This window comes from Bradyrhizobium sp. 6(2017) (assembly GCF_011058295.2).
In the GTDB taxonomy this organism is placed as follows: domain Bacteria; phylum Pseudomonadota; class Alphaproteobacteria; order Rhizobiales; family Xanthobacteraceae; genus Bradyrhizobium; species Bradyrhizobium septentrionale.
Map to the genome: position 1 here is coordinate 5,592,300 of NZ_CP049289.2, position 22,063 is coordinate 5,614,362.

24 protein-coding genes and 2 tRNA genes are annotated in these 22,063 nt (G+C 57.5%); 8 read left to right on the top strand and 18 right to left on the bottom strand.

Going from position 1 to position 22,063, the window contains the following annotated elements; translation table 11 throughout:
* The first annotated feature begins 150 nt into the window (after positions 1–150).
* The 4 genes from G6P99_RS26235 to G6P99_RS26250 all read left to right on the top strand — a co-directional run bounded on the left by G6P99_RS26235 (position 151) and on the right by G6P99_RS26250 (position 4,224).
* Positions 151–1,878 (top strand): arylsulfatase, encoded by a 1,728-nt coding sequence (locus G6P99_RS26235; protein WP_165123881.1) that lies wholly within the window; start codon positions 151–153, stop codon positions 1,876–1,878.
* 524 nt (positions 1,879–2,402) lie between these two features.
* Positions 2,403–2,864 (top strand): hypothetical protein, encoded by a 462-nt coding sequence (locus G6P99_RS26240; RefSeq protein WP_165123884.1) that lies wholly within the window; start codon positions 2,403–2,405, stop codon positions 2,862–2,864.
* Positions 2,861–3,445, top strand: coding sequence for a hypothetical protein (locus tag G6P99_RS26245; RefSeq protein WP_165123887.1), 585 nt, complete (start codon positions 2,861–2,863; stop codon positions 3,443–3,445). Before G6P99_RS26240 ends, G6P99_RS26245 begins: the two co-directional genes overlap by 4 nt.
* 38 nt (positions 3,446–3,483) lie before the next feature.
* The gene (locus tag G6P99_RS26250) at positions 3,484–4,224 is read left to right on the top strand and encodes an HK97 family phage prohead protease (protein ID WP_246709795.1); all 741 of its coding nucleotides are present in this window, start codon (positions 3,484–3,486) and stop codon (positions 4,222–4,224) included.
* A gap of 745 nt (positions 4,225–4,969) precedes the next feature.
* Here G6P99_RS26250 and G6P99_RS26255 read toward each other — a convergent pair.
* The 4 genes from G6P99_RS26255 to G6P99_RS26270 form a co-directional block, all read right to left on the bottom strand.
* Complete coding sequence (locus G6P99_RS26255; protein WP_165123892.1) at positions 4,970–6,658, bottom strand: MASE4 domain-containing protein; 1,689 nt, start codon at positions 6,656–6,658, stop codon at positions 4,970–4,972.
* A 327-nt stretch (positions 6,659–6,985) separates the two neighbouring features.
* Positions 6,986–7,195, bottom strand: a complete 210-nt coding sequence (locus G6P99_RS26260; protein WP_165123895.1) for a hypothetical protein — start codon at positions 7,193–7,195, stop codon at positions 6,986–6,988.
* 597 nt (positions 7,196–7,792) lie between these two features.
* Positions 7,793–7,981: a hypothetical protein gene (locus G6P99_RS26265; protein WP_165123898.1), complete on the bottom strand. Its 189-nt coding sequence runs from the start codon at positions 7,979–7,981 to the stop codon at positions 7,793–7,795.
* 80 nt (positions 7,982–8,061) lie between these two features.
* Positions 8,062–9,012, bottom strand: a complete 951-nt coding sequence (locus G6P99_RS26270; RefSeq protein WP_165123901.1) for a hypothetical protein — start codon at positions 9,010–9,012, stop codon at positions 8,062–8,064.
* Positions 9,013–9,113: 101 nt separating this feature from the next.
* Between G6P99_RS26270 and G6P99_RS26275 the strand changes: the two genes are divergently transcribed.
* Positions 9,114–10,412, top strand: coding sequence for a hypothetical protein (locus tag G6P99_RS26275; protein ID WP_165123904.1), 1,299 nt, complete (start codon positions 9,114–9,116; stop codon positions 10,410–10,412).
* Positions 10,413–11,205: 793 nt separating this feature from the next.
* Here G6P99_RS26275 and G6P99_RS26280 read toward each other — a convergent pair.
* Positions 11,206–11,346: a hypothetical protein gene (locus tag G6P99_RS26280; protein WP_165123907.1), complete on the bottom strand. Its 141-nt coding sequence runs from the start codon at positions 11,344–11,346 to the stop codon at positions 11,206–11,208.
* 263 nt (positions 11,347–11,609) lie between these two features.
* Here G6P99_RS26280 and G6P99_RS26285 point away from each other — a divergent pair, with 263 nt between their 5' ends.
* Positions 11,610–11,759: a zinc finger domain-containing protein gene (locus G6P99_RS26285; protein ID WP_165123910.1), complete on the top strand. Its 150-nt coding sequence runs from the start codon at positions 11,610–11,612 to the stop codon at positions 11,757–11,759.
* A gap of 7 nt (positions 11,760–11,766) precedes the next feature.
* Here the strand turns inward: G6P99_RS26285 and G6P99_RS26290 are convergent, their stop codons facing one another.
* The 5 genes from G6P99_RS26290 to G6P99_RS26310 form a co-directional block, all read right to left on the bottom strand.
* Positions 11,767–11,937 (bottom strand): hypothetical protein, encoded by a 171-nt coding sequence (locus tag G6P99_RS26290; protein ID WP_165123913.1) that lies wholly within the window; start codon positions 11,935–11,937, stop codon positions 11,767–11,769.
* Between the two features lie 1,074 nt (positions 11,938–13,011).
* Positions 13,012–13,227, bottom strand: coding sequence for a hypothetical protein (locus G6P99_RS26295; protein WP_165123916.1), 216 nt, complete (start codon positions 13,225–13,227; stop codon positions 13,012–13,014).
* Positions 13,224–13,580, bottom strand: coding sequence for a hypothetical protein (locus G6P99_RS26300; RefSeq protein WP_165123919.1), 357 nt, complete (start codon positions 13,578–13,580; stop codon positions 13,224–13,226). Before G6P99_RS26300 ends, G6P99_RS26295 begins: the two co-directional genes overlap by 4 nt.
* Before the next feature lie 109 nt (positions 13,581–13,689).
* Complete coding sequence (locus G6P99_RS26305; RefSeq protein WP_165123922.1) at positions 13,690–14,580, bottom strand: transposase; 891 nt, start codon at positions 14,578–14,580, stop codon at positions 13,690–13,692.
* Positions 14,581–14,746: 166 nt separating this feature from the next.
* Positions 14,747–14,819 (bottom strand) — tRNA-OTHER (locus G6P99_RS26310).
* Positions 14,820–15,229: 410 nt separating this feature from the next.
* On the opposite strand from G6P99_RS26310, the gene G6P99_RS26315 reads away from it, so the two are divergent.
* A complete protein-coding gene (locus G6P99_RS26315; protein ID WP_165123925.1) occupies positions 15,230–15,754 on the top strand; it encodes a winged helix-turn-helix domain-containing protein in 525 nt (174 codons plus the stop codon).
* Between the two features lie 24 nt (positions 15,755–15,778).
* Here the strand turns inward: G6P99_RS26315 and G6P99_RS26320 are convergent, their stop codons facing one another.
* The 8 genes from G6P99_RS26320 to G6P99_RS26355 form a co-directional block, all read right to left on the bottom strand.
* Positions 15,779–15,949, bottom strand: a complete 171-nt coding sequence (locus tag G6P99_RS26320; protein WP_165123928.1) for a hypothetical protein — start codon at positions 15,947–15,949, stop codon at positions 15,779–15,781.
* A 537-nt stretch (positions 15,950–16,486) separates the two neighbouring features.
* A tRNA-Pro gene (locus G6P99_RS26325) sits at positions 16,487–16,564 on the bottom strand.
* 85 nt (positions 16,565–16,649) lie between these two features.
* On the bottom strand, positions 16,650–17,267 hold the full coding sequence (locus G6P99_RS26330) for a MerR family transcriptional regulator (protein ID WP_029081150.1): 618 nt from the start codon (positions 17,265–17,267) through the stop codon (positions 16,650–16,652).
* Between the two features lie 127 nt (positions 17,268–17,394).
* Positions 17,395–17,730 (bottom strand): integration host factor subunit alpha, encoded by a 336-nt coding sequence (locus G6P99_RS26335; protein ID WP_021079083.1) that lies wholly within the window; start codon positions 17,728–17,730, stop codon positions 17,395–17,397.
* A gap of 130 nt (positions 17,731–17,860) precedes the next feature.
* On the bottom strand, positions 17,861–18,838 hold the full coding sequence (locus tag G6P99_RS26340) for a beta-ketoacyl-ACP synthase III (RefSeq protein ID WP_029081149.1): 978 nt from the start codon (positions 18,836–18,838) through the stop codon (positions 17,861–17,863).
* Complete coding sequence (plsX, locus tag G6P99_RS26345) at positions 18,835–19,896, bottom strand: phosphate acyltransferase PlsX (protein ID WP_029081148.1); 1,062 nt, start codon at positions 19,894–19,896, stop codon at positions 18,835–18,837. Before plsX ends, G6P99_RS26340 begins: the two co-directional genes overlap by 4 nt.
* Positions 19,897–20,275: 379 nt before the next feature.
* The gene (locus G6P99_RS26350; protein WP_029081147.1) at positions 20,276–20,863 is read right to left on the bottom strand and encodes a YceD family protein; all 588 of its coding nucleotides are present in this window, start codon (positions 20,861–20,863) and stop codon (positions 20,276–20,278) included.
* Positions 20,860–21,411 (bottom strand): ubiquinol-cytochrome C chaperone family protein, encoded by a 552-nt coding sequence (locus tag G6P99_RS26355; protein ID WP_029081146.1) that lies wholly within the window; start codon positions 21,409–21,411, stop codon positions 20,860–20,862. The genes G6P99_RS26350 and G6P99_RS26355 overlap by 4 nt, the downstream gene beginning before the upstream one ends.
* 137 nt (positions 21,412–21,548) lie before the next feature.
* Between G6P99_RS26355 and G6P99_RS26360 the strand changes: the two genes are divergently transcribed.
* The gene (locus tag G6P99_RS26360; RefSeq protein ID WP_029081145.1) at positions 21,549–22,025 is read left to right on the top strand and encodes an outer membrane protein assembly factor BamE; all 477 of its coding nucleotides are present in this window, start codon (positions 21,549–21,551) and stop codon (positions 22,023–22,025) included.
* Positions 22,026–22,063: the final 38 nt, after the last annotated feature.

Genomic DNA, 22,063 nt, shown 5'->3' on the forward strand with positions numbered 1-22,063 from the left:
GTGGGACTTCGGAAGTCCCACCTGGCGCACGACTGAGCCGCTTGACTGAGCCGCTTTTGACCTGAAGGCGACATCCATTGATCTAGATCAACTACGAGCTGTCTCGTTTCGCCCTTCTATGCCTAAGCATCAGAAGGGGAGAAACGCGTCATGAGCAAGGATAGGAATCCGAAAAAAACTGAGCTCAGCACCGAGCCGACCAGCGCAGGACTGAAGCGCCGCGATCTGTTGTTGAGCGGTGGCTCGTTGCTCGCCGCATCCGTGCTGTCGAACACCGGGGTGACGACAACCGCCCAGGCGCAGCAGGCCGCGCCGAGCGGAAAGAAGCCCAACATTCTCGTCATCATGGGCGACGATATCGGCTGGAATAATCTCGGGTGCTACCATCAGGGCCTCATGCTGGACGCAACACCAAACCTCGACAAATTGGCGTCGGAGGGCATGCGATTCACCGACTATTACGCTGAAGCAAGCTGCACCGCCGGACGGGCCAATTTCATCACCGGCGAATTGCCGATCCGTACCGGCATGACCACCGTCGGCCAGGCGGGCTCGCCCCTGGGGATGCCCGCTGAAGCCCCCACCATTGCCACCGCGCTGAAGTCGATGGGCTATACCACCGGCCAGTTCGGCAAAAACCACCTCGGCGACCGCAATGAATTCCTGCCGACCATGCACGGCTTCGACGAATATTTCGGCTATCTCTATCACCTGAACGCGATGGAGGATCCATTCTGGTACACCTATCCTACGGAATGGAAGGCGACCGTTGGCCCGCGCAATATGGTCCATAGCTGGGCAACGGATGTCGACGACCCGACCGTCGAGCCTCGCTGGGGCAAGGTCGGCAAGCAGAAGATCGTGGACGAGGGACCGCTGCCGCCACACCCGATCGACGGCATCAAATACAACATGACCACCTTCGACGAGGTCATTAGCGCGTCCACCATTGCCTTTATGGACAAGGCCAAGAAGGACAACAAGCCGTTCTTCGTGTGGATGAATCCCACGCGGGCGCATGTCAACACCCACCTGTCGCCCAAGTACGACGCGATACAAAACCCCGAGACGGGTTTCGGGATGGAAGAGGCCGCGCTGAAGCAGATGGACGACAACATCGGCGTTGTCCTGACTTGGCTGAAGGACAACGGGCTCGAGCAAGACACCATCGTGGTGTTCACGACGGACAATGGCGCCGAACTCTACACCTGGCCCGATGGCGGCACCACGCCGTTCGCCGGCGGCAAGGGAGAGGTCACGGAGGGTTCGTACCGCTGTCCCTGCCTGATTCGCTGGCCCGGCCGCGTGAAACCCGGCTCCATTTCGAACGGCATTATCTCGGGTCTCGACTGGTTTCCGACCCTGGCGGCCGCAGCCGGCAACCCGAACATCAAGGAGGAGTTGCTCAAGGGCAAGGAGATGGGCGGCCGGACCTACAAGGTTCATCTCGACGGATATGACCAGACCGACATGATCACCGGCAAAGGTCCCTCCAGTCGGCACGAGGTGTGGTACTTCGCCCAGACCAGGCTCGGCGCCCTGCGCGTCGACAACTACAAATTTCAGTTCATCGAACAGCCGAAGGGCTGGGTCGGCAATATCATCCAGCCCAACATGCCGAAACTGACCAATCTTCGCCATGACCCGTTCGAGCGTATGAATTGGCCGAACAACGGCTTCGCCGAAGGTTCGGTCGCCTACTGGGATTCCTTCAAGCACGAGATGTGGCGCTTCCAAATCTCCGCGCAGGTGATCGCGCAGCACATACCCAGCTTTGTCGAGTATCCGCCGATGCAGGCGGGTGCGAGCTTCAACGTCGGCGACCTGAAGGAGAAGGTCGAAATGGCGATCAAGGCCTCCCAGGCTCACAGTCAGTAGAAGAGCACGGAAGTCATAGCCGGCGTCCCTAAGGGGCGCCGGCTTGCTGCTATTGGCCCATCTCGGACCTCGTGCAAAGTCTGCATCCGCGCTGCTGTTGAGGGCTAAACGGACATCGGGGCGCATGCGCGCGCCCAGCATCATGACGGTCGAGCGGTGGCCCGACACCAAGACGCTCTGAAGTATCCGCCTCTATTCAGTCATATTTCGAAACGCCAATACTGGAAAATGCCAAAAGTAAACAGTAGACTTATCAATGATATACTTGGTGCGGCCACTTCAACTTGACTTTGTGTACATTTCGGGTTAAGTTACCCTTATGTGCCAGAGGTGTCTCAAGGACACCGAATCAGCCCCACCCCGCCCGTTTCGGCGGGTTTTTTTATTGCCTGAACGCGAGCGACCCGGTTCACCACCGGCCGATGCCATTAGGAACCTCGAACCGACTTGTTACGCAGCCTCGTGTCACCGCGCGGGGCTGCTTTCGCTATCCAAACAGAACCCCAGACACCGGAGACCACGACATGGCCAACAAGAAGGCCAGCCAGACGCTTAAGAAAGCGGATGTGATCAAGGCCACCCAAATCAATGAACAGACTTTCGAGCATTGGACCGATCGGCGCGTAATTCGCCTATCCGGCGAAGACGACCCCGGCGACGGCAGAGGCAAGCCCCGTCGCTTTGGCATGCGGACAATCACTAAGCTGGCAATCGCTCACCGGATATCGCTTCTGGGCATTCCCGCAAACATGGCCGTAACGCTCTCGTCCCAGTTCGTCGACGAACCGCAACGCGGCCGGAATATCGGCTGCTTATTTCCAACGGGCCGAACAATCCTGACAGCAACTCAAGACGGTGCGGCAACGATCCACAATGTCCAGCCCGATGGCGACATTGATTCTATCCTTAAGACCGAAGCCGCCCTGGTAGTTGATATCGGGTCGATAATTGAAAACCTACATTTGAGACTGAATACCATCCTATGAAAACTATTCCTAAGCCCGCCGATCTAAATCCCCGCCTTGCCGAACTGGAAAGCAAAAGGACAAGTTTGCACGCCGAAAAGACGGCCAAGGTCGCAGAGGCCGCGATCATTCGTGCTCGCATTCAGGACTCACCCAGCAACGGAAACGCGGCCGACAATAGGGTGCGAGAAATCTTGGGGGAAGCGCCGCTCCCTGATGCTGACCCCGATATGCCTCGCCTAGACAAGCTACTCATGCAGTTGAACGACCTAAATAGAGCGATCGGCATACTCGATAACGAGATTCACAATCAGCGGGCTATCGGGTCACGCCTGGTGTGCGACTCCGTCAAACCGGAAGTGACCAGACGGGCAAAAGTATTTGCCAAGGCGCTTCTTGATCTTTATGAGGCCCACGCCGAATACGATCGGTATCTCGAAGAGATTGAGAGCACGACCGTCAACATCTCAAGCTTAAATCGCGTCTTTCTTAGTTTCTTGAATTCGCCCCGCGATCCCTGCGGCGGATATCATTATTGCATGCGGGAATTCGTTGATGCAGGAATTATTACCCGCTCTGACATGCCGCAGGCCATCCGTTGAATTATTTAATCGGAATCGACACATCCGCTCACGATCGGATGGTTCGCAAATACGCAAGATACTTCAAAGGTCGTCCTAGGTCGGCCCCATCGGAACGCGAAGAGGATGAACCGAGACTTTGTGTCGAAGGGTTGGCCGTTCTTCTCAACGAGCCCATAGGCACGAAGACGGGGGAAATACTTGTTTTCGAAGAAGGCGCCTTCGCTGCGCACTTCGCGAGTAACAGCCGAACGGAGATGTGGTTGAGTCACGATTCCACCAAGGTAATCTGCTCAACGAATAGTGGCTTGGAGTTTGCCAATACTGAGAGTGGTTTGGCGTTTCGTTTTCCGCTCGACAACAAACGTTATGCCGACACCATTAAGCAGATGGTAGCAAGCGGCAAGCAAGCCGCCGTCTCTGTAGGAATTACGCGCACGAAAGAGCGTACGGAAATGGTCGGCCGCCACAAGGTGATCCTCATTGAAAGTGCTGAACTTCGCGAGGCGAGCCTGGTCGCGGCTGGCGCCTGCACCCAGGCATTTGCTCGCCTGATTGACGCCAACCAAAGCCCGTCACTTAGGGATAGCGTCAAGTCCGTGCCCTTCAAGATAGACAGCGGAATGCATAACGCAAAAACCCAGCGAGAGACAAACGCGACACGGATTGAATCGCTGATGCAGAGACTCGATAGGTTGGAACGCCGACAACGTAAGCGAGATACGCTCGATCAGGCTAACCGCATGCAAACGATCAAGGTTGAGAAGCTGCAGGAGCAAGCGCGAGCCAAGCTCGCTTAGCCTTGCATGTGTTGGCCCGGTGGCTCGGGCATTAAGCCGGGCCAACACTCTGCTCTCCCGTCCACCCAGGGGGCCATCGCATTTCCAGGAATTTCGCTAGGGCTGGGACCGGATGGGTCCACCGCACACAAATTCCCCATTCAGAATATGGGGGTAAAATTCGATGGATATTGAGGATTCCGAATGCCAGCGGCGGAGCTAGACGGCAAGATTGAGGGCCTGCTTTACCAGGCCACGACTGAGCGAAGACACTACTACGTGGCTTCCGTGCTCCGCGACGTTAAGGCGGAATTGGCCCGACTGCGCGAGATTGAATTTCGCTACCTGAGTTGTAGCAAGTAAATTGGAATAGAGACCATGCCACGGGCACGAACCCCGTTGGCCAAAGCGAAAGCAACCGGCCAAGATATCGGAACACACAAAGACCGGTTTGAAGGCCGTACTGAGCCAGAGGTCAAAGACCCGCTCGGTGACCCACCCAATGGATGAAGAAGGCGAGTCAGCTTGAAGCGTGGAAAACGTTCGCTGATGAATTGCCGCGCGGCTGAACCACTCCCCCCGACGCACTAGTCGAGATCGCCAGCGAGATTCGCGGGCCGCTTATCGCTGGTGAAGACGTTGGCGTGCAAACCTTAAACCTACTGCGACAGTGTCTAGGCGCTATGGGTGGTACGCTGTCCGACGCATCGAAAGTGAAGATGCCGGATGGCACCGACGAAAAAGACAGGAAGTCAGTTCAGCGTGCTTACGCGGCCGAGGGCTGCTTGCCTACAGGCATTTCAAGCTCAAAGGTGGAGCCCTCCGCGTCCGACTTGACCAACCTCAATTTGCCCCCATGGTTCACGACCAATGTGGAAGAGATGGCGAGCCCCAATCCCGTACCATCCAGTTTTGTCGTAAAGAACGGATCGAATATTCGCTGTCGGTCCTCGGCAGGGATCCCAGGTCCGGAGTCTTGGATCGACATCAACACGGTCGATTGACCGTCAAAACTGGTTTTAAACCGCAGCCGTCGTTCTTCAGGCGGCGACGAGCACATTGCATCAATGGCATTTCTGACGAGGTTTAAGAGTACTTGCTGGAGTTCCATACCATCTAGCTGCACGTCAGGCAGGTTGCCTTGAAACTCTGTTGCCACGGATATCTCGTTGATCTGCAGGTCGTGTTTTAGCAATCTCAATGCCAGCCGTGCCGCGTCCTCAGCGCTTGTCAGAGCGCTTCGATGAATCGTCTTTGTTGTCATTTCGCGAATGCTCGAAATCATTGCAGCGGCGCGATGGCTGTCGGCCTCTATGTCAGTAAGGATGTCCTCCATGTCGTCGAGTTCGCGGGAGGTCGACCGCAGTTGGCTGAGCCCTGTACTCGCATTTAGCGCGATGGCTCCCAGGGGCGTTCTCAACTCATGGGCGATGGCGCTAGCGACAGCTTCCACACTCAAGAGCCGGTTAGTGCGTTCGCGTCGCTGCAAAGTGATTGCGCTGGCAAGGCGCGAATAAAGAAACATTGTTTCGATGAGCAACACGCCCAGCAACATGCAGCTGCCGACCAGAACAAAGCAACGAGCCGCGTACCAACCGATTGTAAATCGCACCGAACTGCCGACGATCGCCACCAAGAAGTTTGGTGAGTACGCGAGCAAAGTTAGCAACAGCCATAAGTCGAGGATTGTGCGTCTGCGAAACAGCAGCACCGCAAACGCGGTCAAACCCCATAACAAAAGCGTCACGTTGGCCAGATTGCCAAGGGGCGTCTGAAACATCACGTTGGTGTAGAAACTCGGGAGGTATTCCGTTTTCGTCGTCACGATCCAAGTCAGTCCTGCTATGACCGCAAGCACCGAGGAAATGGTGATTGCAATGGCGACCATTACCGATCTGCCCGGTCTGGCGGCTCCCGTAGCATCCTTGGTAAGCGCATAGACGAGGATCGCCGCCGGAAACGTCGTGTGCCAGAGCACATAAATCCAGGCTGGACTGTTCGGCCCGTCACCGATCAGACCATTGGGAGCGTACCCACCTGGAAAGGTCAGTGTCTGCAGGAACGCGAACGAACCGCTGAATATGTAACCACTTGCGAGCGCGAGAAGGGCGCGCTGAGGCTGGATGGAATACTGAGCAAAAAGAAGGGTCGCCGTGACAAACTCGACAATGCTCAAGGCTGACTGCAGTACCGGAATGAATGCATCAGCTCGGCCTAACTGGATACTCGCGAACGGTGCGATGGCCGCCGCCGCGATGAACAACAGGACCGCGACACCGACGGCAATCGCCTTCTGCCGCCCTGTCGCGGGCAAGTTTGCGATAATTAGTGGAAAATCTTCTTCTTGTTGAACTGCGGCTCCAGCCTCGCCGTCCGGTAACGTGGCCATTCGAGCGGCGCGCGGCCGCGCCGCTGCCGCGCCGTCGATAAGTCCAATGAACCGGCGCGGCCTCATGCCACCCCCACGCATCACAATGCGGCAGTGTAACTCTCCGCACATAATCCGTGGAAGGCATCAAGAACGGTCAATTTAACAATATTTGCATGAGCGCGATGTCCGTTGCGGGTCAGACCCGGTAGTCGGGCAGGCCTTCCGCCGAAGTCCGCTCACCGCGAGCAGACATCCGCAGACCCTGCGACGAACGTCCGAAAAGCGCCAGACTCGGACTCATGCTCCGCAAGAACGAACCGCAGTGATCTACTCAATCACCCCGTCGGCGCGGGCGACTGATCGCGCACTTTGATCACCCTCTCGCACCTTGTCGGCGCCCATCGCGCCTCGTTAATAGACACCACGCCGCACGGCGCGACGCGTATGGCGGTACGCGCGACGGTCGACACGACGCGCAGTCACGCGGGCTCGCCGGTAGGTGAAGGCCTGCGCTTGATCAACGCTTAACTCCACGCCGCGCGGTGTCACCTGCGGCGAGACCGGCACCGTCGCCAACACCACCGCTGCAAACAGCAGTCCGACAATTGAGAAAGCTCTCATTGCACCTACTCCCTGTTGTCACATTGTGTAAACGGCAAACGCTCTCTGGACTGCGTGCCTATTTGTCGACCACTGTCATAGACAATCTGATAGACCGGCGGAGTGTTGATCTAGGTCAATGGATCAATACGTGGCAAGAAGTGATTGCACCCCGCGATAGTGGGCGCGCGGAGGTACCATACACTCCTGCGTCTAAGCAGATCGCTAAAAGGCGGCCGAGAAAGCCGCCTCTTTCGCGATTGCGAACGTTCGGGCTGTTTGTTCGTTTCACCTCTCGGAAGCGGACATGCTGGATTTATGAGCAAACATCCCAGAACTTACCAGCGCGGAGATGATTGTTACGAACGCTCTCTGCGAGCCCACCGGCACGCGATCGAAGGGCGCGAGCATTCTGCCGAACGGCGTAACGCCAGGCGGCGACTCTGTGCACGTGACGTTCTCGTCATCCTACAACGTGCAGGGTTCAGGCCCTGAAATCGAGATGGCGCAAGATCGCGCCGATTTTGAATCAAGAACAATCGCCGCTGTACGCAGGGCGAAGGCGGGGCGGAATTTGTAATGAAATGGGAGCGGCCCACGGGCCGCCCTCCTTCTTCGTTAGCGCTGGTGTCCCAGGCCGATTCCGAGATGCAATGCCTTCTGGCGTAGCGCGCCGATGGAGCGCTTCGTCACCTTCGCTATCTTTACAACCGGAGTCCGCGCCTTCGAGTGGGCCTTAAGTTCCTTAATATCCGCTTTGGTCCACTCGCGCCGCTTAACGCGCTTCTTTGTTGCTTTCTTCGCCATGATAGGTCCTTCGATTTAGGAGCGGCTTGTAGCACAGCAATCTCACAAAGGAATGTCTACTCATTAGCATTCAGCACGGATCACCAATCTAGCGTCCAACTAGTCCCATCTGGCGCCCTCCTTGCCGATACATAGCGCCCGTTGTTCATTAAGAATCCAACAAAGCGCACGTCGGCAGACGGCTTGCTCTCAACAACGTCGTCGGACTTTCGCGCCGCGAACAGAGACGCAAATTCTTCATCTGAGATTTCACTGTCGGGATAACTTTCGCGGTCGAAGAACACCACTCCGCCTTCGATGAAGTCGACAGCATAGTATGGTCCGACCTTCGGACAGCTCGGTAGGTAGAACCTTTTGATAAACGGATCACTTTCGGCGGCCTCGCAAATGAACTGCGCCCCGCGAGTGTCCTTTACCGCCCACCAGTGCTCAGGTCGAAAAAATCCGAACTGCGAACTCACGATCTGCGCCAGCAGTCTAATCGCCTCTAGCGCGCATGCGCGTTGTTCAGCGTAAACACTTTGGTCGAAGTGTATTAGTCGATTGCGGAGGCGTCCCAATTCAAGAAACGCCTTAGGAACGTCACCACGCAGAACATTCCATGAGTTAAGAATTTTGACGGCGCGGTTCCAGTCGTCAAATGAATCCTTCCTGTAAACCGTCTTGAATTCTGGCGTATGCGAATGATCCGCTCGAAGGTCGATAATGAGATGGTTGAGTATTCGTTCGGCCAGCGCGCACGCGCCCGTAGCCGCCGGATAATATGATCCAGCCACGAATGCGTTTCGCGCCTGTTGAAAGAAGCCGTTGTGGTACGAGACTATCGAAAACGGCATGTTGCCAAGATCCCGAAAATTCTGAATCTTCGTTTCTAGATGGCGTAAGCCAAATTCAAGCTCCAGCCCTTTGATTGTTTTCTCTTTGTTTTCTCGGTGAAGCGTCTTGATTTGATCGGTCCAAGACTCGCCCTCGTCTTCAAGCGCCGACGCACGAGAGTCAAAGTGGATCGGAAAAACTAGGTGCCGTTTCATCTTGCTAGACTATGGTGGCAAGCGCGCCCATGGTACTAAATTCAGCCACTCAACCTGAGATTTTGACAGAAAACTTGGCGGCGAGCGTGAAGGGGTAGCCTGTGTTCTCGCGACGAACGATTCAAACCCTATTTGATTGCGTGAGTCCGCTGCTTTCCAGCGGTGACATTGCAGACCTGACAGGGAAACTGAACGACCCTTCTCAACGTCTAGCCGCCACATGGGAAATATCGATTTGTTACGGTCTTAGCTGCATTGGCGATGTCTCCTACCAAGTTGTTCTCCCTAGCAAGAAAAAGCCTGACATCGCATTTGCGCTTCTGGGCAACAACAAAATCTCATTCATCGCGGACGTTACTGCCGTCTCAGACGACGGCTATCACAGGGACAATCGAATTACGGCCTTCTCCAGGGACTTTGCCGCCGTTGTGCGGAAATTTGGATTCGACCCACACAATTTTCACTTCGCAATAGAGTCCAGACGGGTTGGCACCAAGGTCCAGTTACTTATACCAAAGCCTAACGATCGAATAGCGCGCCTCAAAAGGCATCTACATCCGTTCATGCGCGACGTGAAGCGGAATAACCGTGTCAAGCACAAGATGGTCGTTGCCGACCCAGATTTCGCCGCGACGATCGAGTTTGATCGGCATCAGCGCTACATGTCTTCGACTTACAGGATGTACAATCAGGCACGATCGATCGATCAGAATCCACTGTGGAACCGACTTGAGGAAAAGGCCGATCAGCTCAGAAATGCAGAAGGTCTTGTTGGAGTGATTGTTTGCGACGGTGGCTGTGCGCTGCTCTCTGGGAATGCTGGGCGAGACATTGGTTCTTTCTCTGCCGATGACATAATTCGAAAGTTCCTCAGAACCAGTTCGTCGATAGACTTTGTTTGTACGATCACTTCGCGTCGCAAACATGGATTGAGCCGTGACTGTCAATTTGTGAGCCACACGTGGACGCGTGATCCGACGGGAAGACCGCTCCTTGAAGCGGCAATGAGCGCAATGCTGGCAAGCCTGCCATCTCCGATCTATGACGCTCAAAATGCCGCTATTCAGGCTAATCAGCAAAGCTACGACTACGGGTCGCGAACAGACTTTTCATTTGGCATTAACGGGAGCGGAATCGTGTCCATCAGCATGTCGGCTCGCCACCTTTTGGAAATCTTAGCGGGTATGCATTCTCCCGCCGAGATAGATGTAATTTGTGGAGGCCCGATCGCGGAAATTCCGGGAACACCAAACCCCTTCAAACGAGTATTGGCCAAGGGTCAACTAATCACCGCCATCTCTATCGAACCTGTCAGCGGGAAAGACGACGACCAAATCACTATTCGTTTTGGCGAGGTTGATCCTGCCGTTTCACCGTTTCGAGTTAGGCGCGGCATCTGAATGGCTCAAGTTGCGCGCCGCGTGGTGCAGGTGTGAGACCGCAGCTAGCTGAATTTCAGCGCTACGGCACGTCGCCCTTGCCCCCGCCAATCGAATGCGGCTCGTTCAAAAAGAAGTCCCGGTTGCCAAGAGCGAACTCCGCATATTGCTTGAACGTGCTGATAGCACCACCCCTCACGCGGACCTAGTCGGCGGATTTCGGCAAGCGCTTTGATCCACGGTTGGTTGTCGGCGCTATCGTCGTACCACTGCATCACCAGCTCCGGCCGCCAAGCACGTTCTTGGCCTTGGGCATTTCCTTTTTGAGCCGGTCCCGTTGAGCGCAAAGATCATCGATTTTGGTATGCATCCGTCCGAGCAATTGCTCGGCCGAGGCTGTCGAAAGACCGGCTCTCTGAAGCTGAAGAATCTCCCTGCGCTGCTGTCTTGAACCCGCCTGGACTAACTGAACTTCAGTTTCCCGACACTCACTCCCCGCTCCTGCGATTTATTGCGCGAGCGGTTTCTAGGCCGCCAACTGAGGCGGCCTTATTTTCTGATCTGTTCAAAATTGAGCATCCGGAACATCAGATGAGGTCCATACCTCAAATCATGGCCGCAAAAGCGAAACTGCTTAGTTCAGAAGAGTTCGTCTCACTGCTTACGGTCGCAAATACGTCCGCCGTAACCAGCCCTCCGGCAGTGATCCCGGCCGAGCATAGCAAGCGACTGATAGCGATGGGTTACATGGTCCAACTATCTGGCAGGCTGCGAATGACCTCGCCGGGCCGAATGCGGATATATGCGGAACAACTCACCAGTAGGTAAGCGGCACTAACCGCACGAGGTTGCCCGTGAGCATTACGGCGGCAAACAGTACCGCACCAATGATCGCAACGCCAAGACAGATACGCGCTCGAACTGCATACGAATCGAGATTGGGATGCTCCATCATGCCAACCTCCTCCTGTGCTTTACGCGAGAGGCGGTCAGTTAACGCGAGCGGGTGATATCGGGTTCCGGAAGGGTTCCAATAGCGAAACACCGTAGTCTCCCGGAATCCAACAATGTTGTTGAAAACTTTAATCTAACTCTTGCCGGGGCTAGCTTTTCATCCCGAACAAATTTTCGACACTGAACCGGCAAGGGGCCGCGCGTGGAGCGGCCCCTTTCGATTCACGAAGCAGATGCCAATTGAGGCGGCCGGAGAGGCTTCAAATGCAGTCAAAGATCAAAGAGCGCATCTGCCCGGACTGCAAGGGAACGGGCTCCCAGCCGGTTGTGCAGCCGGTCGAGCCGGGCCACAGAATCTATCCGGTCAAATGCCAGACCTGCGACGGCAAGGGCAAGATCGCGGCAGCCAACTGAGGCGGCCTCACGACGCCTTCTTGGTCTTTTTCTTTTTGGATTTGATCACGTCAGCTTGCGCCCGGTAGGCGCGCGCCATTGCCTGCAATCCCTCCGCCAAGTCCCGGTCGAGAGCGGAGAGTGCTGCGCGCTCCGCCCTGTCAGCCTGCTTGCGAAGAGACTTAATCATCTTGGCCATAGGCCTGTCCTAATGAGGCACGTACTCATAGACGACAAGTGCACCGAGCCCGATCAATGGCAACCAAGACGGCTATTGCGAGAACGGATTGCGGCCTTGCTTCTCGTCGCTCGTCCGCGTTTTCAAATACTCGACGTAGCGGTCAGTCTGGTTGGCTAGCCGACTCCAGCTAAATGCCAAGGTGGTTAGGAACGTTTTTTCAATCTTAGGTTCGGCCGCCAAAGCCAATTGACGACATTCCGTTGCCAGTGATCGGCAACGTTCGGCCTGGAATAGGGGCATAAGCCAACAGGCGCGTGTGCGGCGCTCAATGCAAGTTAATTCCGCACAGCAAAAAGAAGGCGGGGCTCGGAGAGGGTTTGCCCCAGCCCTAGCATCCCGGAACAGCATCCCTCCCTCTGGGGACCGCTCGGTATGCTGACAAACTTAAATCACGAGACGGCTCGAATGGTCTGTGCACTTTGAGCTAGGGCAGGCCGTATTCAAATTAGGCCACTGCCCTATATCGTGAAGAGGACGATGAGGATCAGCACGGTAAGTGCAATTGAGGCGCAACCGGCTATCGTTACCCAGTCCCATGTCATGCTGTGAAAGCTGGAACCGCTGCCGCTCCCCGCGTTGATTTGAATCAAGAACGAATAGCGTCCTATGGAATCTATGGGGACAGAACATCTTCTAGGGCCTAGGTAGTCCTACTGAGAACAACGGCTAAGCTATGATTGCCGTTCGTTTAAAGCAAAACGGACCACTCCAAAAATCAAAAAGGACCACTGAAGTTTAGCGGGGATGGAAAGGGGCCAGCACCTTCGGCCGGGTGCTGTCCTAATTAGGACACTCGTTGCGGGGAATTAGGACACCTGACAACACAACGCCGCCTCGCTTAAAATGCTTGCGGGCGGCGTCGGCTCTAGCCCCAGGAAGGTGTCGCGGCAAAATCCTGATGGGTGCAGCTTGGCACAAAATGCATACTGGGGCGATTACCTCAGAAGGGGTATCTTAGAAGTTGCGGCGCGGTAGGGCCGCCTCAGCGTTCGTTCCAACGCGCTGGGGCCGTTTCTTTCGCAAGAGGAGTAACTAGTGGAAATCCAGCGGCCAAAATTCAAGGCCGAGATACTCAAGCGTATTGGCAATAAGTTCCTGTTGGGCAGTCGTCCAACCGCCGTCGTTTAGAGGGCGCGGAACAGAGAACGAGGAACCGTTGATCTTAAATATCAAAGTGGCGTCGGTCGCTTCCACGAACTCGACGCCTTGCAATTTTAGTTTTCTCTTTAAGGCAGCTTCGAAATTCACGCAGCCTCTGCCATTTCAAACGTAACGTCCGAAACCATTTTCTGAACTTTAATCTGAGGCGTGGGCGGTGAATTGACTGTCGAAGCCCATTTAGCAAATTGCTCAAACGGCATCGCCATTACGAACTTCTTTTTTGATCCGTTGTTGAGATAGTACAGCTTTTCCAACACGGCTTGGGCTTCATGGTAGGCCACTTCCATTTTCGGATGAGCCACGCAAAGACCAAGCGTATTCACGTCCTTGCCGACGAAGAAATGCGCTCCATCGACGAAGGAGTAGCCAACCTTCACTGATTTTGGATCGCCTGACACGGAACTTGCCTTTGCTTTGTAGATACCCAGCAACGCCAACATATGGTGTTAGTTCCAAAAAATCAATAGTAATCTCAGTAACTTAGGTCGCCAGAGCAACGGCCCGTTTTCCCTTTTAACCCACTGATTGTCCAAGGAAATTATTGAAATTTTATTTCTTGCCTCCGTCAATTATCCGAAAGTTCCGCGTTACCCGCACCGGCCGGTTCGGCTCCAGCGGCAAGACGGCATCCAACAAATCCCCGATGGTCCAGACCCGCTCGGCAATGCCCAGCGCGACCGCTGGCGTGGTCCGCAGCGCCTCATGGACGCGGCAGAGGTTGTAGTGCGACACGTACAGGCTGACCGCCGCAGCGTGGTTGGTGAGCTTCTTTGAGAAGCCGTTGGTGAGGCGCGCGAAGCGCTTCTGCGTCATCCGCAGCGTGAGGTTCTGGCGCTCGACATAGCTAGTCGAGATATGGCCCGGGGTGCCACTCTCTACCTCACGGCTTACTGCTACTACTTCGGCCGGGCTGTAGCGGCGCGCGGCTTCTTTTACAGCCAGGTTCGTTACGCTGTAGGTCTTTACGATCACGCCATGATGGGCGCGGCCGTTGAAGGCATCGCGGATCGCCATCTTGTAGGGATGAAAGCCGTCCGTGCTGATCTCGGGCGCACCGATCACACGCTGGCGAAGATCCTGCACGAATAGGTCCGTATTCTCGGTATCCCGCTTGCCAGTGCGATAGCTGATGATGGCCTTGGCAGAGGAGGCCAAGCCAATGAACGTGTACTGGTCGCCCTTGTGGTTGATCTCATGGCGCTCAACGCGCTTCTGCTTCTTGCCGACGTAGCCCCAGATTTCGTCCAGCTCCAAGCGACCGCAGCGAATGCCAACCATCATGCGGTCGTGCAATTCTTCGCAGCCGCGTCCAACGCGCTCGCCAAGGCGCATGATGGTGTCGCGGTGAATGCCGGTCAGGCGCTCAATGGCGCGGATGCTCTGGCCTTCAGTGAGGCAGGCGACGATTAGGATTTGCTGGTCGCGGGAAAGTACGTTCATGAGGGCCGAATCCTCTGGGTGAGGGACGGCCCGTCTGCGACTCTGGAAATCACGCCCGCCAAGGCATATATTTGCAGTGGTTGTCGCTTCGGGGCCGAATCCCGGGGTGGTAACTAGGGATCGGCAGCGCGCCAACGCGGTCGGTCCCACTTAGCTTCGATTTCGGCTGCCCCGCCGGGATTTGGACCCGGACCTCTCCGCGTGTAACAGCGAGCGTCCTACCGTTAGACTACAGGGCACCTAATCCGGAGGCCGCGCCGCGCGAACGGTGCGGCCTTCTTTTCGTTTGTAGATGCCAAACCCCAACAAGTCAAGCAATGTTTGGATTTTTGAGTGGATTGTTTGATTTGTTTAATTGGGGCAAAAAAGCGGTGAAACTTCCCAACTGTGGATAACGTAGATCCAAACATTTCGCTTGATTGGTGGTTTGCTTCATGCAATAAAAAGGGCGCGCAGGATTCACGGTCCTAGCGCGCCCTATATCCTCACCCGGTCAAGAGCAGAGGAGGTTGCGAAGAAGATGACGGTCCAACAAGCGAGTGGGGGTCCGTGACCCCTTATAACCCGCCTACAAGGGCGTCGGTGCTTGTGCCGCCTTCGCATCGGCACTCCCGGCTCTATAGCACACTGGTGCATTGGGAGCAATCAAATGTCTGACGAATCAAAGGGAATCGACCCTTACGAGACTGTCCTGATCGATCTTTATGCAAAGCGTGATCAGATACTACAAGCCATTGCCGCGATTGAAGCTATCCGAGGTGGCGCCTTGGGCGGCTCCATTGGCGGCGCCGCAGCGTCAGGTAGCGCCGGTTCGATTAAGCCTAGCAATGGCTCATTAGACCACCCAGGAGCGCTTCTAGGCATGTCCATTGTGGATGCCGCGAAGGCCCTTTTGGCATCCAAGCGAACCCCACTTAAGAATCCGGACTTTGCAGCCATGTTTAAGGCTGGCGGCCTCCATATGAACTCAAAGGAGCCTGCGAACACCATCGGTTCCGTTCTCACCCGCCGCATGTCTGAAGTTGGCGACGTGGTGAGAGTTGGTCGCGGCACTTGGGGCCTTAAGGAGTGGTATCCGAACCGGAGCTTCAAGGCGAAGGATGACGAAAAGAAAGATGAGAAACGGCCTCAAGAAGGCTCGCTCCCGCCTTGCCCTGTAGACCTACCAAAATGAAAGAGGCCGCTAACTGAGGCGGCCTCACGACGCCTTCTTGGTCTTTTTCTTTTTGGATTTGATCACGTCAGCTTGCGCCCGGTAGGCGCGCGCCATTGCCTGCAATCCCTCCGCTAAGTCACGGTCGAGAACGGATAGTGCCGCGCGCTCTGCCTTGTCAGCCTGCTTGCGAAGTGACTTAATCATCTTGGCCATGGCCGGTCCTAATGAGGCACGTACTCATAGGCGACAAGTGCCCCAAGGCCGATCATGGAAACCAAGACAGCTATTGCGAGAACGGATTGCGGGCGCATGCTGCTTCCCCTCAGTTCCCAATGAGTTCGGATATTAATCCAGCGCGGGCATAAACGTGAAGGAAATGTTCGGGTGGTTGGCCGGCACCTTTATCATCTTCGCGATCACGACGCTTTTGGCTGACACGGGGTTGAGAGTGAATAGGCCTCTCAGTAGTCCTACCGAGAACACCGGCGAAGCCTTGGTTGCAGCTCGGTTAATCCGAATTAGGACACTTCAAAAATCAACTTAGGACACTGGGGGTTAAATACGGACAGCACCTTCGGCCGAATGAGAACGGATCACGAAACGAGAACGGAAAAGAATTTCCGAAAGCGGGCAAGTTATTTCCAATGAGGCAGGTCACGGAAACGCGCGCAAAGCGCGGGGGACTGGCTACATAGAGGCTATAAATTTTATAGCCAACTTTCAGACTTCCGGCTAAGTCTTTGATCTTATTGGTCGGAGCGAGAGGATTTGAACCTCCGACCCCTAGTCTCCCAGACTAGTGCGCTAACCGGGCTGCGCCACGCTCCGATGCCGTTCCATTAGCTGCGATCCTGCGTTCGCGCAAGGCAAAGCAGGCCTTTGAGGGCTGCAATCGGGACCCCGGTTCCCCGACTCAGCCGTCCTTCATCGCCGCGTCGATCATCTGCCGGCAAGCGACCAGTTCCTGCAGCACGCGTTCGAGCCGCTCGCGATCGGCCGAAGGAACGGAGGGGCGCACCGGCGGCGCCGCAGCCGACGCCTTGCCCGGCTGCGCGGACGCCTTGCCCGGGTGGGCATGCGCCTTGTAGGTCGACAGGATCGGATCCTCGTCGGGATTGACGAATCGGTAGTCGATTCCCTGCTCGTCGCCGTCGCCCTCCTCGCCGTCGAAATCGAGGCCGTCATTGCTCTCGAGTTCGTCGGGCTCGGCCATGCTGTTGCCGACCGCCTCCTCGACCGCGCCGAACGAGACCGCCGCCGTCTGGTCGGCGATGCCCTGCACCGACTTGATGCCATGCTCTTTGAGGATCCGCTGCACGCCGCGGATCGTATAGCCCTCGCCATAGAGCAGCCGGCGGATGCCCTTGAGCAGGTCGACGTCGTCAGGGCGATAATAGCGGCGGCCGCCGCTGCGCTTCATCGGCTTGATCTGCGCGAAGCGCGTTTCCCAGAACCTCAGCACATGCTGGGGAATATCAAGCTCGTCAGCGACTTCGCTGATGGTACGGAACGCATCCGGCGCCTTGTCCAAATGCCCGCTCCTCTCGCCTCAATGGCTAGAACCCTTTCCGTTCCGATTGAATCGAAACGGAGCTCCAGATTCTAGTTTTGGCGCGTTTTCTTCACGCGAACCGGTATCCACTTCGCTTGAAAACGCTCTAGTCGGCCTTGCTGCCGTCGCCATTGGTGACAGCATGGCCATTGATCCGCTGCTTCAGGATCGCCGACGGCTTGAACACCATCACCCGCCGCGGCGAGATCGGCACCTCGGTGCCGGTCTTTGGATTGCGCCCGATACGCTGGCCCTTCTTGCGCACCATGAAGGAGCCGAATGACGACAGCTTCACCGTCTCGCCCTTTTCCAGGCAATCGGTGATCTCCTTCAGCACCAACTCGACAAATGCCGACGATTCCGTGCGCGACAGGCCTACCTTTTGGTAGACCGCCTCACACAAATCGACACGCGTAACTGTTTTTCCGGTTCCCGTGGTCATCGCCTGCCCCGCACTCTCGGCGAACAATTTCTTGACTGAAATTAAAAGCTTAGCGCGCAATGGTCAACAGCGACCAGCATCCGGACGCCGGAAAGATACCGGCAACCTGTTGGCACTCTTTAATGACGCGCTACCAGCGCACGAGCGCCGAGCCCCAGGTGAAGCCGCCGCCCATCGCCTCAAACAGCACCAGATCGCCCTTCTTGACGCGTCCGTCCTTCACGGCGACCGACAGCGCCAGCGGGATCGAGGCCGCCGACGTGTTGCCGTGCTTGTCGACCGTCAAGACCACTTTCTGCGGTGCAATATGCAGCTTGTGGGCCGAGGCATCGATGATTCGCTTGTTGGCCTGATGCGGAATGAACCAGGTGATGTCGTCGGCGGAAAAGCCGGTGGCGTTGAACGCATCGACGATCACATCGGTGATCATGCCGACGGCGTGCTTGAACACCTCGCGGCCCTCCATCCGGAGATATCCGACCGTCCTGGTCGAGCCGGGACCGCCATCGACGAACAGCTTCGACTTGTGGCGCCCGTCGGAGCGCAGATGCGTCGTCAACACGCCGGGATCGTCGGTCGTGCCGGAATGAGGCTGCGCCTCCAGCACGACCGCGCCGGCGCCATCACCGAACAGCACGCAGGTGCCGCGGTCGTTCCAGTCGAGGATGCGCGAGAAGGTTTCGGCACCGATCACCAGCGCCCGGTTGTGGTGGCCGGCGCGCAGGAAATTGTCGGCGGTGGTCAGCGCAAAGACGAAGCCCGAGCACACCGCCTGCAGGTCGAAGGCCACGCCATGGTTGATGCCGAGCCCGTGCTGGACCGCGACCGCGGTGGCCGGAAAGGTATTGTCCGGCGTCGAGGTCGCCAGCACGATCAGGTCGATCGACTGGGCGTCGATGTTGGCATCGGCGAGCGCGGCGCGCGCCGCATTGATCGCGAGATGCGAGGTGAACTCGTCATCTGCGGCGATATGGCGCTCGCTGATGCCGGTGCGCTGCACGATCCAGTCATCCGACGTGTCGATCCGGCTGGCCAGTTCGGCATTGGTCAAAACCCGCTCCGGCAAATATGAGCCGCAGCCGAGCACTACCGAACGTATCGCAGTCACGAGACAGCCTCCTGCGCGGTCGGCGCCTTTACCAGGGCGCTGCCGTCGCGGTTGAGCATCTGATTGATCTTGGTGAGGAGATCGTAGTGGGCCATCTCATAGCCAACATCCACCGCATAGGCAAAGCCTTCCGCGTTGATGCCGCCATGGCTCTTGACCACCACGCCGTTCAGGCCGAGCAGCAGGCCGCCATTCGACTTGTTGGGATCGAGCTTGTCGCGCAGCTTCTGGAATGCGCCGCGGGCAAACAGATAGCCGATCCGCGCCAGCCAGCTCGACGACATCGCCTCGCGCAGCAGCGTGAACATCTGGCGCGCGGTTCCCTCGGCGGCCTTGAGCGCGATATTGCCGCTGAAACCTTCCGACACGATGACGTCGGCGAGCCCCTTGCCGATCGCGTCGCCCTCGACAAAGCCGATATAGTCGAACTGGTTCGAGTTCATCGCGCGCAGCATCTCGGCCGCCTCGCGGATTTCGCCGTGGCCCTTGATCTCCTCGGACCCGATATTGAGCAGGCCGACGGTCGGCCGTTCGAGGTTGAACAGCACGCTCGCCATCGCGCTGCCCATCACCGCGAGCGTCGCCAGATGGTGGGCGTCGCCGCCGATCGAGGCGCCGAGATCAAGCACCACCGAATCGCCCCGCAGCGTCGGCCACACCGCGGCGAGCGCCGGGCGGTCGACGCCGGGCAGCGTCCGCAGATTGATGCTGCCCATCGCCATCAGCGCGCCGGAGTTGCCGGCGGAGACCGCGACATCGGCCTCGCCATGCTTCACCGCATCGATCGCCAGCCACATCGACGACGCCCTGCGGGTCCGCCGCAGTGCCTGGCTCGGCTTCTCGTCATTCTTCACGGCGACGTCGGTATGGATCACCTTCGATACTGCCTTGAGCGCAGGATGCTTCGCGAGCTCCGGCTCGATCTGGGCCTGGTCCCCGACCAGCAGGAATTCACTGCCGGGGTGACGACTCAACGAGATCGCGGCGCCGGGAATGACCACCGATGCGCCGACATCGCCCCCCATGGCGTCAAGCGCGATTCGAACCTTTTGAGGCATGAACGTCCCGGAAACCTGCTCTCCCACAGCCCTTCAACGCAGGCCGCGAGCTTGAAGTCACCGCTGTCAACGGCGCGCGGCCAAACACCAACTCGCGTCCCGGCCGGGCCGCGACAATAGCGTTTCCGCGGTCCGACACAACCTCTTGACCGCAAACGACCGAGCCGCCAAACCCGCCACGCAACACATCCAACATACCAGAAATATATTATATTTCAACGCATTGCGACATTTATTTGAAGTGACGACCGATGCCCCTCGCGAAGCCGTGCAAGCAAGCCATCCCCTCATATGTGGCTTCAGGGCGTTTTCGAGCGAAGTGGATCTCGGTTCGCGTCAAGAAAACGCGTCAAAACAAAAAAGCTGCCCTTGGCCGCCCTCAACTGCCCTTGGGCTTCTTGCCGTTAGGCTTTTCCTTGAGCGCTTTCAGCGCGGCAAAGGGATGATTTTCCGGATCAGGCGCTTCAACCTCCGGTTCAAAGACCGCGTCCGCCTTGCGCGGATACGGGTCTATGCCGAGAAACAGCGCATCGGTGGCGAGCCGGCCGATGTCGATGAAGCCGCCGATGATCGGCTCCGGCGGATCCGGCGCTTCCTCATCGCCGGCCTCGGCGTCGTCGACCAGATCGGCCATTTCCGGGATCTGCTCGGGCGGCGCGAACATCACATCGATCGGCTCGATGATCTCGTTCTCGATCGGATCGAGCGTCACCACGCAGGTCTGCCCGACCCTCGCCGAAACCCTGCCGGTGACGTGGCAGCTGCCGTCGCGCTTGGGCTGCAGATCGAACGTCGCGTGCGCCGAGATCACCTCGCGCAACTCCGCGGCCTCGGCCATCGCCTTGCGCACCGCGTCGTCGGCTACGATCTCGCGATGCAGGCCGGTCTCCGGGATTTGCGCGACGTTGACGAGAACGCGCCAAGGGTCCCGCACGGCATCGGGCCGTCCTGTGGTCCCGCCGCTCATGCCGCCGTCCCCGCAGCCTGCGGCGCGGGAAAGCGCCACGCGCCCCTGGTCAGCGCCGGGAGGTCGGTGTGATCAAGCACCGCCATTGCCCCCTTGGCATAGGCGGCCAGTTCGCGCGCCTGGTCGATATTCTGGCCGTTGAGGATGTTCTTGCAGAACGACTGGGCCAGGGCCTCCTCGCTGTCGGTCAGCGCCAGGTCGTAGGCCGCGGTACGGCCGTAGAAGGCCTCGCCGAATGCCTGCATGCGCTTGGGCACCGTGAGGTCGCCGACGCCCATTTCCCGCAGGTTGTCGTCCATGTCGATGCAGAAATGATCGAACAGTGCCTGCGACAGCCCCACGCCGCCCTCGGCGGACTTTAATCGCCGCAGCACCAGCCAGAGATGCATCAGAAGCAGGTCAAAACGGCCGTTAACCGTGTCGGGAACGCCCAAGTCACGGTAAAATAACGGTTCTCGCGCCTGCGTCACGATCATGCCATAGATGGTCTCAATGGTGCTGCGCGCGGGCACCGGGGGTCTTCTGAAGTGATTGAACGGCCAAAGCATGACGGGTTCCGGCTGCCGGCCCCCCAAAGGACACCTGTTGAGCGGTCGCCCATTGGAGCGCGGCATGATTGCAATCCATTGAGCTGCCCGGTACGTCAATGCCACGGCCGATGCAAGGGGACGGATCAGTTCCGCCGATGAACCACACTCTTCCACGACAGTCTCGCGCCGCTTCCGCGCGCGGGTTCCTCACGCGCTTTCGCGCGATCGCCGTAATTGGCCTGGTCTGCGCCGCTCTCGGCGGCTGCGCCGGCGAACAATTCCAGAAGGGCTATATCCTGCCTGAAGGGGCGCTCGAGCAGATCCCGATCGGCGCGAGCCAGGATCAGGTGCTGATCGTGCTCGGCACGCCCTCGACCGTCGCAACACTGGACGGCGAGGTGTTCTATTACATCTCGCAGCGGACCTCGCGCCCGGTCGCCTTCATGAACCAGCGGGTGGTCGACCAGCGCGTGATCGCGGTTTATTTCGACAAGAACCGGCAGGTGCGCCGGCTCGCCAATTACGGCCTGAAGGACGGCAAGATCTTCGACTTCGTCAGCCGCACCACGCCGACGTCGGGCCAGGAAATGTCCTACCTCACACCGCTCTTCAAGCTGCTGAGCTTCAACTGACAGGAATCAGCTATCGCACCGCCCAAGTCCGGGATGCC